The 14,934-nt window shown below is 66.1% G+C and carries 7 protein-coding genes and 2 pseudogenes; 1 reads left to right on the top strand and 8 read right to left on the bottom strand.

Features of this window, described 5'->3' with window-relative positions; translation table 11 throughout:
• Positions 1 to 167 precede the first annotated feature (167 nt).
• The gene (gene tnpC / locus ACFQS7_RS28410) at positions 168 to 1,730 is read left to right on the top strand and encodes an IS66 family transposase (RefSeq protein WP_380070525.1); all 1,563 of its coding nucleotides are present in this window, start codon (positions 168 to 170) and stop codon (positions 1,728 to 1,730) included.
• A gap of 742 nt (positions 1,731 to 2,472) precedes the next feature.
• Here tnpC and ACFQS7_RS28405 read toward each other — a convergent pair.
• The 8 genes and pseudogenes from ACFQS7_RS28405 to ACFQS7_RS28370 all read right to left on the bottom strand — a co-directional run.
• Entirely contained in the window at positions 2,473 to 5,850 is a 3,378-nt protein-coding gene (locus tag ACFQS7_RS28405) for an EAL domain-containing protein (protein WP_380070523.1), read from the bottom strand.
• A 3-nt stretch (positions 5,851 to 5,853) separates the two neighbouring features.
• Positions 5,854 to 6,969, bottom strand: coding sequence for a TRAP transporter substrate-binding protein (locus tag ACFQS7_RS28400; RefSeq protein ID WP_380070522.1), 1,116 nt, complete (start codon positions 6,967 to 6,969; stop codon positions 5,854 to 5,856).
• 785 nt (positions 6,970 to 7,754) lie between these two features.
• Positions 7,755 to 9,374: an ATP-binding protein gene (locus tag ACFQS7_RS28395; protein WP_380070521.1), complete on the bottom strand. Its 1,620-nt coding sequence runs from the start codon at positions 9,372 to 9,374 to the stop codon at positions 7,755 to 7,757.
• 79 nt (positions 9,375 to 9,453) lie between these two features.
• Complete coding sequence (locus ACFQS7_RS28390; protein ID WP_380070520.1) at positions 9,454 to 10,950, bottom strand: ATPase domain-containing protein; 1,497 nt, start codon at positions 10,948 to 10,950, stop codon at positions 9,454 to 9,456.
• A gap of 51 nt (positions 10,951 to 11,001) precedes the next feature.
• The gene (locus ACFQS7_RS28385; RefSeq protein WP_380070519.1) at positions 11,002 to 11,202 is read right to left on the bottom strand and encodes a hypothetical protein; all 201 of its coding nucleotides are present in this window, start codon (positions 11,200 to 11,202) and stop codon (positions 11,002 to 11,004) included.
• 243 nt (positions 11,203 to 11,445) lie between these two features.
• Positions 11,446 to 11,802 (bottom strand): annotated as a pseudogene (locus ACFQS7_RS28380) (ATP-binding protein); the annotation flags it as partial.
• A gap of 99 nt (positions 11,803 to 11,901) precedes the next feature.
• On the bottom strand, positions 11,902 to 12,303 hold the full coding sequence (locus tag ACFQS7_RS28375) for a sensor histidine kinase (RefSeq protein ID WP_380070524.1): 402 nt from the start codon (positions 12,301 to 12,303) through the stop codon (positions 11,902 to 11,904).
• A pseudogene (locus ACFQS7_RS28370) lies at positions 12,277 to 14,523 on the bottom strand (histidine kinase dimerization/phosphoacceptor domain -containing protein); the annotation flags it as partial. The gene ACFQS7_RS28375 and the pseudogene ACFQS7_RS28370, both read right to left, overlap by 27 nt.
• Between the last annotated feature and the right edge of the window lie 411 nt (positions 14,524 to 14,934).

Genomic DNA, 14,934 nt, shown 5'->3' with positions numbered 1-14,934 from the left:
TTCAAGCCATTTTTCGCCATGTTCGTGGCACTACATATTTGCCAAACTCCGGGGAATCAGGCAGCAGGCCGCGCAAAATCAACCACTTGCCAACGGACTCCCAACGGGGACTGTTCAAGTTGGGCCACACGCCGACCCTGCCGGAGGATCCCACGGCGCTGCGGGCGATGCTGCTGGCCGCATTGGCCGAGCGCGACAGCATCGCCGCGGAACGCGACAGCCTGGCCGCTGAGCGGGATGCGCTGGCGGAGCGGAATGAGCGGCTGCGGCATCTGCTGGAGAAGCTGCGCCGCATGCAGTTCGGCCCGCGCTCGGAGCGGCTGCCGCAGGACCAGCTGCAGTTCGCCTTCGAGGAGGCCGAGGCCTCGCTCGCCAGCAACGACGCCGAGGCCGAGAAGCGCTCGCCCGACCTGCGCAAGAAGAACGCCGCCCGGCGCCGGAAGGGGCGCGGCCGGCTGCCGGCGCATCTGCCGCGGATCGAGCAGGTGCTCATGCCCGAAAGCACCGCCTGCCCGTGCTGCCGGGGTGCGATGGTCGAGATCGGCTGCGACACCGCGGAGCGCTTCGACGTGATCCCGGTGCAGTTCCGTGCCCTGATCACCAAGCGCCCGAAATTCGCCTACCGGGCCTGCCCGGGCGTCGTCGTGCAGGCATCCGCCCCGGCGCGCCTGATCGAGGGCGGCATGCCGACCGAGGCGGCGGTCGCCCATGTCGCGGTGGCACGCTACGCCGACCACATGCCGCTGCACCGCCAGTCACAGGCCCTGGCGCGCCAGGGCATCGAGATCGGCCGCGACGTCCTGGCCGGCTGGATAGGCGCGGCCGCCTTCGAGATCCGGCCCGTGGTGGCGCGCTTGCGCGAGATCCTGCACGGCTCGGTGCGGCTGTTCGCCGACGAGATTGGCATGCCGGTACTCGACCCTGGCCGGGGCAAGACCAAGAAGGGGTATGCCTGGGCAATCGCGCGCGATGACCGGCCCTGGGGCGGCACCGAACCGCCGGCGGTGGTGTTCCACTACGCGCCGGGCCGCGGTGCCGAGCATGCCCGCGACCTGCTGGCGGGCTACACCGGCCTCCTGCAATGCGACGGCTACGCCGCCTACAACAGCCTGGCCGCGCCGAAGGACGGCAGCGCGGCCGCCACGCTCGTCTACTGCTGGGCCCATGTGCGCCGCGAGTTCTACGACCTGACCAAGAAGAAGACGGCGCCGATCGCTGAGGAGGCGTTGCGCCGCATCGCCGCCCTCTATGCCATCGAGGAGACGATCCGTGGCAAGCCGTCCGAGCTGCGGTGCGCCACCCGGCAGGCTCGCAGCAAGCCGCTGCTCACCGACCTGTTCGCCTGGCTCGAACAGCAGCTCGCGCGTCTGCCGGGCGGCAGCCCCACGGCACAGGCCATCCGCTACGCGCTGAACCACCGAACCGGCCTCGAGCGGTTCCTCGACGACGGACGTGCGGAGATCGACAGCAACACGGTCGAGCGCACCATCAGGCCGCTGGCCCTGAGTCGCAAGAATGCGTTGTTCGCCTCAGGCGATGACGGGGGCCGCCGCTGGGCCGACATGGCGTCCTTGATCGAGACCTGCAAACTCAATGACGTCAATCCGCAGGTCTACCTTACCGACCTGCTCACCCGACTCGTCAATGGCTGGCCGCAAAGCCGAATCGACGAACTCATGCCGTGGCACTGGGCCCCAGAGAAACCAGCCGAGCGTCAAGCTGCCGAGTGAAGGGCCCCAAACCAGCGCTTACCGAGGGTCCAGGCCTCGCCGAGATCCTCCGTCACCCCGTCCCGCCGCATGTCCGTCCCCCGCCGTGCCCACCGAGAGGCTACGGGGAAGGCCCGCTGGCCGTCATGCTACATGGCCATTTTGCACAGCTTCGCGGTCACTGGGCCAGGTACGGAGGATTGGCGGACGCGACATGCAGGCCCAAGCTACCTTCGTCGCCGAGTTGTTCGACGTCGCTGCCTGATTTACCTCCTGCTGGAGCCATTCACGGCCCACTGCAAACTTTGCAACACAACCGTGACAAGCATGGATCGCTGCTCGCCCCCGAACTGCAACCGGCCAACAGGGACGACCGCGCGGGCGTTCTGCCAATGCTGCCGCAGCTGGCCGCGCTTGGCTTCGAAGGTGACCTCCTCGGCGGTAACGGCTTCAAGGGCCCACCCTTCGCCACGGCAGCGCTCGCACGACATCCATGTCTCCATCTCGCCCGCCGGCATACGGGACGGGCCGCTTCCTGCCGAACGGTGTCAAGTGAGTTGCCAAGCGGCTATTTGCCTGGCTCGGCCGCTACCGGCGGCTCAACATCGTCTACGACCGCGCCGCCAGTCTCTTTGCTAAGCACATCTGGATTGCGATGATCTCCATCATCTCACGCCGTCTTGTCACGCAGACCCAGCCAAGGATGTAATCGCGTACAGCTTTTTACGAACTTCTTCATAGGCACTCCTGCAAAGGGTTCAAATCAGGCGACGGCTGCCATGGGTGTGCCGTTGATCATTTGCAGCAGCAGCGGGATCTCAGCGGCTGGCCGTGCCGCGCTGAACAGGAAACCCTGGGCCTCGACGCAGCCCGCTGCGTCCAGCCAAGCCAAGTGGTCCTCAGTCTCCACCCCCTCGGCTGTCGTCTTGATGCCGAGTGTACGGCACAGATCGAGGATGGCGCGCACGATCGCGGCGTTGCCAGCGTCGCTGCACAGATCGCGGATGAAGGACTTGTCGATCTTGACCTTCCGGAAGGAAAACTTGCGGAGGTAGCTGAGCGAGGAATAACCAGTGCCGAAGTCGTCCATTGAGATGGTGATCCCCGCCGCCTGCAGCTGATGCAGGATTGCCAGGACGTTCTCGCTTTCCTGTAGCAGCAGGGTCTCGGTAATCTCGAGTTCGAGGCGATCCGGCGGCAGGCCCGAGCGGTGCAACGATCCCATGATCATGCTCATCATACCGCGGTCGGTAAACTGCGCCGGCGACAGGTTGACCGCGACCTTGATGCTGTCGGGCCAGTGCGTCGCATCGGCGCAGGCGCGGGCTAGCACAACCTCGCCGATCTGGCCGATCAGGCCGAGTTCCTCGGCCGCCGCGATAAAGCTATCGGGCGCGACCAGCCCGCGCACCGGATGCCGCCAGCGCAGCAGCGCCTCGAAGCTGCAGACCTGATGCGTTCGGATATCGATCAGCGGCTGGTAGAAGACTTCGAATTCCTGCTGCAGCAGGGCGCGCCGCAGATCGGTCTCCAGCTCGTGCCGGGCCTGCATACGGATGTTCATCTCCGGCTCGAAGAAGCGGTAGGTGCCGCGCCCGTCCGTCTTCGCCCGGTACAGCGCCAGGTCGGCGCTGCGCAGCAGCTGGTCGGAATCCATCCCATCCTGTGGCGCAACGGCGATCCCGAGGCTGGTGCCGATGACTATGCGGTTGCCCTCAATCTCGTATGGCTGACTGACTTCGGCGACGATCCGCTGGGCGAGCGCCTTGGCGTCGCTCGGTTGGTTGACCGACGACTGCACGATGGCGAACTCGTCGCCGCCAATGCGGGCCACCATGTCGGCCTTGCGGATGCAGCTCAGAATGCGGTCAGAGACCGCCCGCAGCAGGGCATCGCCGATCGGATGTCCCAGCGTGTCGTTCACCTGCTTGAAGCGGTCGAGGTCGAGACAGAAGATCGCGCTCGCATTGCCCCGCTTGGCATCCGCCACTGCGGCATCCATGCGCTCGCGCAGCATTGTTCGGTTCGGCAGATCGGTCAGCGCGTCGTGCTGGGCCATGTGGGCCATCTGCAATTCGGCATCATGCTTGGCGGTCACGTCCTGGGTCACGCCGCTTATGCGGACTGCCTTGCCGGTGATGTCGCGCTCGGCCCGGCCCTGCATGCGCAGCCAACGGATGCTGCCGTCCGGGCTGACGACGCGAAACTCGATATCATAGCTGTCGCTCTCGGTGCCCTCCAGCGCCTTATCAATTACTGCCGTCACCGCAGCCAAGTCGTCCGGATGCATCGCATCGGCCGCGGCACGTCCTGTCGGCAGGGAACCCTCTTCCTTCTGGTAGAGCGTCTCGTAGCCGGGCGAGAGGTGGAGCACGTCGGTTGCCAGGGTCCAGTCCCAGGTGCCCATCCCGACAGCCGAGATGGCGCGGACGAAGCGCGCCTCGCTTTCCGCCAGTGCCGCCTGGGCGGCGCGGCGGTCGTGCACGTCGTGGATGGTGCCGACCCATTCTGAGGGCTCACTCTGCTGCGGCTCGTACACCGGCGCCCCGCGCACCCGCATCCAGCGCCAGTCGCTGTTGGTCAAAATGCGGAACTCGATGTCGACCGAGCCGTTCGCATCGGCGGCCGCGGCCCAGTTCGGCAGCACCACTGCATGGTCCTCCGGATGAATGACTGAAAGCCAGCGGCCATCCCGCAGCGCCGCGTCGGGCAGCCCGGTTAGAGCGGCCCAGCCCGGCGCCTCCAGGATGGTGCCGTCGGCACTCGCATGCCAGGTGACGATCGCGCCCGCTTTGGCGAGCGCGCTGTAGCGCCGCTCGCCGATCGCCAGCTCGCGCATCGCCTGCTTCTGGGCGGTGATATCGGTCCTGATGCCAACGGTGCCGCCATCCGGCATCGGGCGCTCGGTAATCAGCAGCCAGCGGCCGTCCGGCAGCAGTCGTTCCATCGGCGGGTGGTCGCCGTGATGCCAAGCGACCATGTCGTGGACGAAGCCTTCCAGGTCGTCCCCAGCTTCAGGGTACTGGCCGTGCCGCGCGCCCTCCCGCATGATGTGCTCGAAGGTGGCGCCCGGCGCGATGAAGGGCGCGCTGATAGCGTAGAGGTCCTTATAACGTTGGTTGCAGACGACCAGCCGGTCCTCGGCGTCGAACATGACGAAGCCGTCCGACATAGAGTCGATGGCGCTCTCGAGCGTTGCCTGGGCGCGCTTGCGTTCGCGCTGGGTACGCTCGCGTTGCTGCACTACCAGCAGCGCTGCCAAAGTTAGCGCCAGCACGACCAGCGAGGCGCCGAGCGCGACGGCGATCAGCCTGTCGCGATCGCGCTCCCACTCTTTGCCGCCGACCGTGGTGTCCAGCGTGACGGCGATGCCAATGGTGCGATAGAGCGTCGGCCGCGCCGCCGAGATCAGCGACGGTGGTTCCGCGATGGAGGGCGCCGATGTAACCGCCTCGCTCGTCCCTGTGCTCTCCGCCACCTGCCGGCTGAAGCGCGGCTCGTTATGCGGCAAGCCGACCAGCAGCCTGCCATCCGTATGGGTTACCGCGACGCGCAGGCCCGGCACCTCGGCGGCGGGATTGAGCAGCGTGACGATCAGTGGAACGGGCACCTCCGCTGCGGCGTAAAGCATACCCATGTTCGGCAGCCGCACGGGTCGCACGACGAACAGCGCCCATTCTCCGGTCGTCGGGTTTTGCACCGGGCCGACGAAGCTGACGGTGCCGGACCGCACGGCTGGGCCGGTATCTTGCAGGCTGATCGGCAAGGGCCGGCCCCGCGACGAGGCCAGCGCGCTGGCCCAGGCGATGCGATCTGGGCGGACCAACAGCAAATCGCGGAAGTTGAGGTTCTGGAAGTTGATGCTGCGGAGGATGCGCGACACTTCCTCCGGGTCTGAATCGCGGGACTGGGCGACTTGGCCGACTAGGCCAGGCAGGCTTGCGAGCGTCCCGTCGATCTGCAGAAACAGGCGGTTGACCGTGCTTTCCACGACCGAGGCGGCGCGCTGTACCACTCCATTCGCCGCCTCGCGCGCTGTCTGCCGCATCCGGTCGAGCAACAGCGCCGTGCCGCAGCCGATCACCAACAGCACCACAATGGCGACGAAGATGATCGCGTGCCGAGAATTCCGGGCCGGCACCGCTCAGCGCGCCTTCGCCCGGATGCCGAGCTCCGGCGCCATCAGCCGGTTCCACTCGTCGGCGCAATCGCCGCCGCAGCGACGTACCCAATTGGGCAGCACGACCTCGTTCAGCAGCTTGATCCGCGGCGCGTCATCCTGCCAGCCCTCCTCGACGACGGTCATGCGACCCGGCCGGCCGCTTGCACAAGTCGGGCGGCCGGCATTGCAGTCAAAGCCGTCCTGACGCTCCTGTTCAGTTGCGTTCCAGATCTCGTCCTGCAAGCTGGCCAGCCCCTGGCGCAGCTCCGCCTGCCGCTCCGCGGGCAGTGAGTCCCAGGCTGCCTGGTTGGCAACGAAGACGCTGACACCCCAGCTCACGCCGAGGCGGGAAAGATGCGTCGAAACCTTGTGCAGCCCGATGGAATTGCCCGACCGCGCCCCGGTGATGGCACAATCCGCCACGCTGGTCCGCATTGCGGCGACGATCTTGGCAAAGGGGATGATGACAGGGATGCCGCCCAGCGCCGTCACCAGTTCCGACTGGCCGACCGAGGAGGTGCGGATGCACCGCCCGGCCAGGTCGAAGAGCCCGCCGAAGGCCTTGCTGCAGAACACGACCTGCGGCGGGGAGGTATAGGCGGCGAGCAGGACGAGGCCGTAGCGCTCCTGCAGCAGCGTCTCGAGCCTGGGACGCCACAACGCGACGGTGCGGCGCAGCGCCCCCATGTCCGGGCTCAGCAGCGGCAGGTCGATGGCATTTAGCTCGGGCTCATCGGCCGCCGCCAGACCCAGCAGGACATTGCCGAACGACACCACCCCGAGGCGCAGCAGCTGCAGCATTTCCTGGCCGCGGATGCCGCTACGGTCGAATGGAACGATCTGCACATGCACTTGGCCGGCCGTGATTTCCGGCACGCGGCGGGTCCAGAACGGCGCTTCATGGGTGTCATACTGCTGTACGCCGCCGAGACCTCCGACCACATCGAGTTCTATACGAGGATCGGCTTGGCCGGCATGAGGCGCAAACAATGCAAGTGTTAGGTTTGCGCATACCGCCAGAGCGGCAGTTCTCAGGAATGACACCACGAAAATGGCCAGTTGATTAACCAAAGATGTACGCATCGATGAGGTCCACATCCCTGTCTTCGGCAATCAGCCAGACGCAAAGGACGGCATACATCATAACCAGAAATGCAATTCCACTTAATAGTATGAGTTCTATTAGTGGAAGGCAGTGTCAGATCTGACGCTCAAGAAGTGGTTGTTCAGCCGGGCCGTGTGCGGCGGGACAAGGATCCTGTCGTCCGCGGCGGGTGCATTGCCCTTCCCCATCCTGGCCGCAGCCCTCGCAGCCCGAACTCCTTGACCTGCCTCTCGCTAAGCAGCTTGCCGCGGCGGACAAAGCCGCGCACGGACCTGAGGTTGTAGTGGTGAGTGTGGTCCATAATCTCTCCGTCGCGGGCACCCTGGCGGTAGGCTCCGGTGATAAAGCCGGCAAACAGCCTATGCGGCGAGAGCCGCTCAAGCCCGGAGACCGTGAGCCCGACCTGCGCTGCGCGGCGACAGAGGATTTGCCGCACCGCGTCCGGGTGCGGCGCCGCCTGCCGGGAGGTCCGGCCGGCTAGTTGGTACCACTCGGAAAAGGCCTGCCAGCCCGTCTGGTAGGCGCGTAGCGTTGCCGAGGCCCGCGAGGCGCGGGCAGGTCGGACATGGCGCGATTTCAGCAGCTTGCGCTGATTGCGGCAAGCCTCTCCTCACCCGCGGTAAGCGGCGAGCGTGAGTGTTTGAAGCCATGACGCTTCACATCCCCCAACAGCTGAATCGGCAGTGGCCCTTGGGTTCCGCTCCGGCTGCTCCGTCACTGTCGCCGAGCCCAGGCCAAGCTATCAGCGGGGTGCCTGTGAGACAGCGAAGGTAGTTCTCTAATCCGCGGCCTCGTTCCGAGACGCGGCTACATGCCAGGGTCGAAGTGATGCCAGCAACTCTTCAAGTTTCACCGGTGATACCGGCTCGGTCAGCGTGTGCAAGCCCTTAGATGTTGCAAGGGAAGCGAAGTCAGCCGGCACCTTCGGGCCCGCTACCAGGACCGCCAACAACCCCGGGCGCCGCGCCCGCGCGGCCCGGGCCAGGGTGAATGCGTCCACCCCGGACGCCATGGAATGGCGGACAAGCAACAGGTGGAAGGGCTCGCCTAGATCGAGAAGCGCCAATGCTTCAGCACCATTGGCCTCTGTCGCCTCCCACCCGCTCTGGTGAAGGCAGTGGCAAAGATAGCGCCGGGTGAGCAAGACATCGTCCACCACGAGCGCGCGTAGCATGCTTCCTGCGACAGGCGCGGTGGCCATGTCTGCTTCTCGACGAGCCTGGGGCAACCAGAGTGTTACTGTGGTGCCCCGACCCGGCTTACTCTTGAGGGATAGCGCGCCGCCCGACTGTGCGGCAAAGCCATGAGCCATGGACAAGCCGAGCCCGGTGCCTCGGTCCTGCGGCTTGGTCGTGAAGAACGGCTCCGTCGCCCGCGCCAGTGTCGCTGTGTCCATCCCGGCGCCGGTGTCGGTGACCCAGAGCCGCACGTATTTGCCCGGAAGCAGACCGGCGACATGTCTCTCTCCGGCTTCCGCCACGATCTCAGGCGCGGCGCCGAAGGTGACTTCACCGCCGTCCGGCGACATCGCGTCTCGGGCGTTGATGGCAAGGTTGATCAGCACCGTCTCAAGCTGCCGCTGGTCTGCCTGCAGCACCGGCAGCCCCGGTGGCGCCTCGATCCCCACCCGGATCCCGGGCCCGAGCGCGTTGGCCAGCATATCCCGCAGCCCGCCAAGCAACTCGGCTGGCCCAAGGACCGAAGCGTTCAGCCTCTCGAGACGTGAGAAGGCGAGCAGGCGGCGTGAGACAGCAGCGCCGCGCTCGGCGCCGTCGCGTAGCCCGGCCAACAGACGCAGGGCGCCCGGACCTGCCGCGGCGAGAGTGGTGCTGTAGCGTTTCTCGAGCAGGGTGATGCCCGCCAGCACCGCAGCGGATGAGTTGTTAAAATCATGCGCCACGCCACCGGCGAGTTGGCCCAATGCTTCCATCTTCTGCGCCTGACGCAACTGCTCCTGCGCCGCAGTGCGCTCGGCCACCTCCGTCACCAATGCCCGGGTACGCTCCTCAACACGAGCCTCGAGCGTCTCCGCCGCGAGCCGAAGCGCTTCGAGATGGCGTCGTGTTTCGTGCTGGCGCGCCCGGGCCCGCAAAGCGGCCCGAACCGCGCTCCGCAGCGTCTCGGCATGCAGGGGCCGATCGAGCAGAGTGACATTGCCCAGCCCTGCGAAGAGCGCCCACCGTCCCTCGGGTCCTCGCCGGCGCCCGCCGGCGGTAAGCACCACAACCGGAAGGTCCGACCAGGGCGGTTGCTGCGCGAGACATATTACGAGCGCGTCAGATCCGTCGGCGAGTGCCTCCTCAGTGACAAGCAACGCGGCCACGGTCGCGCCCCCATCGGGCAGCAGATCCTTCCAGGGGATGGCAGGACCGTCTGGCGCTTTGGTCGGCACGTCCATGCCAGCCAGGATGCGCCCAATCTCCGCGGCGTCGCGCCCGATTGGCGCCAGGACGAGAACCGGTCCCATGGCCGGGAACTCAGCCGGCGGCATCGCCTCCGCTGCCAATAAGCCGCGTCCCCGAGCCGGTATAAGTCGGAACCCCGGTAAGCACGCCTTGCAAATCCAGGAGCGGTGGCCCGACCTGCAGGCCGTTCGAGAACAGCTGGTACTCATGGATGGCAAGCCCGTGCACCCCAGTGCGCTTCTTGATGACCGAGATTGCCTTGCGCACTTCGCCCATTGCCTCAAAGAAGCGCAGCAGCACCACGGCGTCACTTAGGAAACTGAGATCGATTGGGTTGTGGGCATCGCCTATGACACCCTGCTGCGCCAGGATCAGGATCGTCACCACACCCTGGTTGTTCAGGTAGGTGAGCAGCTCGTGCAGCTGCAGCACCAGCGACCGCTCTTCCGGCATGGTGCCGAGGTAAGAGTTCAGGCTGTCGATGACCACGACGCGCGCCGATCTGTCCTCAACCTCACGCCGGACCTGCCAGACGAACTCGCCGGGAGAGAGGCGCGAGGGGATGGCACGGCTCCAATGGAGCGTGCCCGCCTCCACCGCCCCGACCATGTCGAGGCCGAGCGCGCCGGCGCGCTGCGACAGCGTTGGGAAGGTTTCGTCAAAGGAGAAATAGGCGGCGTGCTCGCCCTGCCTGACCGCAGCCATGGCGAAATGCAGCGCCATTGACGACTTGCCCGCGCCCGAGGGTCCGACCAGCATCGTCGTCGTGCCCCGGTCCAGACCGCCGCCGAGTACCTTGTCCAGGCCGGCCACACCACTCGAGACGGCGGTGCCCTCCACCCGGGCCTTATGTTCGTCGGCGATCAAGCTCGGAAATACCAGGACGTCACCGGTGGTGAGGGCGAAGTCGTGCCAGCCGCTCTGATAGCTAGTACCGCGCATCTTGCCGATCCGCAGCCGCCGGCGCGATGCGCCGTAGTCGCGCTCGATCTGCTCCAGCGAGAGCACACCGTGCACGAGACTATGCAGGTCACCCTCGCCGTCGCTGCTGGTCTGGTCGTCCAGGAGCAGGGTCGTGACGTGGCGGCCCTGGAGGAAGCGTTTGAGGACGAGCAGCTGCCGGCGATAGCGGAGTGGCTCCTGCGCTAACAGGCGCAGCTCGGCCAAGCTGTCGATTGCCACTCGCTCGGGCTTGGTTGCCTCAATGCGCTCCGTAATCATCTGCATGGTCCCACCGAACTCGACCTCGGCCGGGTAGAGCACCGTTTGCTGGCGCTCTAGCTCCGCTTCGGCTGGGACGAGCTCGAAGATATCGATGCCCTCGAGCGACCAGCCGTGCGAGGCGGCGGACGAGGTCAGTTCCTCCTCCGTCTCGGAGAGCGTGACGTAGAGGCAGCGCTCACCGTTGGCCAAACCCTCGAGCAAGAAGCGCAGGGCGAAGGTTGTCTTGCCCGCTCCTGGTGTCCCTTCGATAAGGTGCAGCCTGTGCTGCGGCAGCCCGCCGCGGAGAATGACATCTAGTTGCGACACGCCGGTGCGCAGGGTCGGAATCGGCCGTGGTTCGGGCATACAGTCCCTCTGTTGTTGGTGCGGCCGCCGTTCAAATTTTTTGAGCAGTGTCTATCTGCGCCTGTGCTGACGATCGTCCTCAGCCTCTAGCTCTCCCACGGGCGGACGGGCCAGGGAATGCGGCCCGGCGGCGACGCGGGTCTTCAGCACAGTTTCGATGAAGTTGGTGAGGGTTCGGTTTTCCTCGGAGGCGCAGCGCCGCACTTCTGCCAGGAGATCGGCTTCGATCCGCAGGGCGATCGGCTGCTTCATTGTGTTTCATGCATTGGCATGAAACACTATTAACGCCGCAAGATATACAACGCAATGCAATCTATCGCATTGGTTGTCTTTGTCTCAGGCACAAGCTTGGATTGAGATACAAGCTGCAGGAGGTCCGGACACGAAAGTGCGCTGGGTGTCCGGTTCGTGCGAACGAATTGCGAACCTAGGCTGTTGATTTTCGCTCAGAACTGACCCGGCCAAGGGATATGTCCCGCGTGCTGCGGGGCTGGGTCAAGCGGGTGTTTTAGCCCTCCTGTTCCTGGGTTCTGCCGAGCTGCTCCTGAACCGGAAGCTGTCGTTGCCTGTTTCCAGGATGTGGCAGTGGGGCGTGAGCCGGTCGAGCAGGGCTGTCGTCATCTTGGCATCGCCGAAATCGCCGCCCCACTCGCTGAAACTCAGGTTGGTGGTGATCACGACGCTGGTGCGCTCGTAGAGCTTGCTGGGCAGGTGAAACGACAGGGCTCCGCCCGACGAGCTGAACAACAGGTAGCCGAGCTCGTCGAGGATAACGAGGTCGAGACGGAGCAGGCGATCGGCAAGTTGCCCTGCCTTGTTCGCGGTCTTTTCCTACTCCAGCGCATTCACCAGGCCGCTTGCTGGTATGTGTCGTGGCGATCACACACTCATGGGAGCTTTGATAAGGCGCGGTAAGCACCATTCCCAATTTTGGTAGCGACGTTCTGGCCGTTACGCCGACACGGTGAAGCATGCGCCGGATCCCGGTGCATCGGCCACGCCCAGCTCCGCTCCGATCCGCTCGAGCATCGTCCGGATCACGCGCATTCCGAGCCCACCGCCCTGCGAACGCGTGGCCCAGTCCGCCGGCAGCCCGCGCCCGAAATCGCACACCCGCAGCTCCACCCCGCCACTCGGCCGCGTCTTCGCGCTCACCTCCACTCGCCCAGGCTCGCCGGGAGCGTAGGCGTACTTGAGCGCGTTGATGACCAGCTCAGTCGCAATCATCGAAAGTGCGACCGCTGTCTGGCTGGAAACCATCAGCCCGGGCTCGGCGCTGACATCAAGGCGCTGCATCCCACCCGTTATCCCGGTGGTAAGGTCGCGGCAAAGCCGGTGGAGCGTGTCGCCCAGATCAACGTTTTCCACGTCCTCCGACCGCCCGAGGCTGTCATGCACCCGCGCCACGCTCATCACCCGCGCGTAGGTATCCTCAAAGGCCGCCCGGGCTTGGGGGTCAGCGACGTTTCGTCCTTGCAGGCGCAGGACGCTCGCCACAATCTGTAGCGAATTCTTGACGCGGTGGTCGACCTCGCGCGCCAGGACCTCCTTCTGCTTTAGCGCCCTGGTGAGCGCCTCCCGTTCCGCGGTGAGCTCGCCGATGCGGCGGCCTTGGCGCAGGACGACGCCCGTGATCGCGGCGGCGAAAGCTGCTGCCGTATCGAGCTGCCACGTCTCCCACGGTTCAGCTTCGCCCCGACGCTCCTCCACCCAGCGCTCGAAGGAGCGGCGCGGCAGCACGACCCCGGTGGCTACGTCGGCTCGCACCGGCTTGCGCGGATCGCCGCCCCACACCACTGTCGTGGTCACCTCGGGGCGGAACCAGAGCAGGAGGTGCTCGCGCCCACCGTCGCCCTCGCCTACGAAGGCGGCCAACAATCCGCTCGCCACTGCAGGCTAGGCGCCCGCGGAGGGGTAGTGCGCTGACAACCGATCGGTGGCGTACACCCGGTCGCCAAGCGGAAGCGTATCGCGCAGCCAGTCTGCGAGACCGGGTAGGTCTGCTTGCGGCGGCGTCGTCCCCACCAGTGCGACCCGGTCGTCCGAGACGACTGCTGCACCGCCCGCCTTGAGCAGGTTCAGCAGCGTCGCCCTGCCTGACACGTCACCCGCTGTCACCGCGACGACGAAGTCGTCCGCGGCAGCCATCCGCCCGAGCAGCACGTTCCGCGCCGTCGCCGACTCCTGCTGCTCACGCCACAGCCGCCGGCTTTCGAGTTCATGCACCCGCAGCGCGAAAGCCTCCGCTACCAGCCCGGCAAGCATACGGGTGTCCGGCGTGATGTAGTGAGGCCGGCGGTGGTGACCGATGACCAAGCCCCAAAGCGCGCCCTCGACCATGATCGAGAGCGACATCGAGCCGTTCACGCCGAGGTTGCGCTGGTACTCCAGATGAACGGGTGAAAGAGCGCGGGACTGCACGTGAGTGAGGTCGACGGCCTCGTTGGTCGGAGACGGTCCGGTGAGCACCGCTGCAGGGACCGCATCCCGGTCGACTACGAAACGCGCCGGGCTCCTGGCATAGAGCGCCCGCGCCTGCGCCGGGATGTCGGAGGCTGGGAAGCGCAGCCCGAGGAGCGAATGGGCCCAGTCGGCCGCTTTGTCCTCCGCCACGGCCTCGCCATTCCAGTCGGGGTCGAAGCGGTAGACCAACACCCGCTCGAAGCCCGTCATGGTCCGGATTTCGCGCACCGTTGCTTCCGCCGCTTCGGCAAGCGTGCCGGCCACACGCAGCCGCGCGACTGCGTCTCGCGCTTGCGCCGGAGTAGCGGCACCGAAGTCCTCCGGGCGCTCAGGCAGGCGCTCCAGCTCTACGACCAGCCGGCCGGCGTGCAGGTGTGCCTCAGCGTTGAACGGTACAGCGTCTGGACCGAGCCTTGCCGTCGTGCGCACCAGACGGGCGGGATCGTCTAGCGCGCCGCTGGCTAGTGCGTGGCGAACCGCGCCCACCAAGCATTTCGGCAGCACCTCGGCGAGCGGCCGGCCGACCACCATGCCTGGCTCCTCCCCAAGGGCGCTGGCGACGTTGTCGCTGCAAGCCCGGACCGCCAGATCGGCTGTGTCGGGATCACAGGCAAGCACGGCCGCGTGGGGTTGCACGGCGCCGCCGAGGTGGATCGGCTCCCTCTCGCACACTGCCGGATCGACCGGCTCGGCTCGGGTGCGCCGCGCAATGGCCTCCGACGCTGCGGCACGCGCGAGGCGGTGCCGACCGGGCGGCAGCGCGCCCAGGGAGCGGATCATGATCCAGTAGCGATCCGGCTCGCGGGCGCGGCGCAGCCAAACCTCGACGCGCATGGGAGCGGGCTCGAAGCCAAAGGTGAAGATAAAACTCTCATCCAGGGCGCCACGTCGGACGCCCTCGAGGAAGCGACCGCGAAAGGCGGGCAGGTCGGTGCACGGGGCCACGTCGCGGAAGAAGTCGCGCCCGACTACCGCTTCGACGGGCCGGCTCGAGAACCGGCTCTCAGCGGCGTTGTAGAGGATCACTCGTCCCGCGCCATTGACCTGGACGACACCAAAGGGCAGCGCGTCAAGCTCGGCACGGGGCAGATCGTCGAGGCGGGACGGCATGGCCCAGTCGAGGTTGTCGCTCAGGGGGCTTGGTCCTCTTTCAGGTGGGGCAGGATCACATCGAGGTCGGGGTGATGTTGCAGAAGCCACGTTGACTGTTCGTTTTGTGACAAACCTACCGCTGCGTGGACATATGGTAGCGCCACGGATTGCACCCCTCGTCCATGCCACCGCGGTGAGGAGCTGAGCACAGACCGCATGCTCGGCTCTCCTTCCCCTCCTCTGCCAGCATCCACTCCGCTGAGCGCTGCTGTATCGACGCTTACAGCAACGGGATAGGCGCTGGTTTCGACGCGGGATGAAAATCTGTACAGGCGCGCCGACAACCCGCAGCCAACTGCAATTGCGGCATGCTTCTCCTAACCTGCGGTAAGCGAGGTTTATCTGCTCTGTACTTCAGGAATTTGAGCT

This window comes from Dankookia sp. GCM10030260 (assembly GCF_042666655.1).
In the GTDB taxonomy this organism is placed as follows: domain Bacteria; phylum Pseudomonadota; class Alphaproteobacteria; order Acetobacterales; family Acetobacteraceae; genus Paracraurococcus.
Note: the sequence above shows the minus strand (reverse complement) of the source record. Positions and strands in the feature narration are given on the sequence as shown.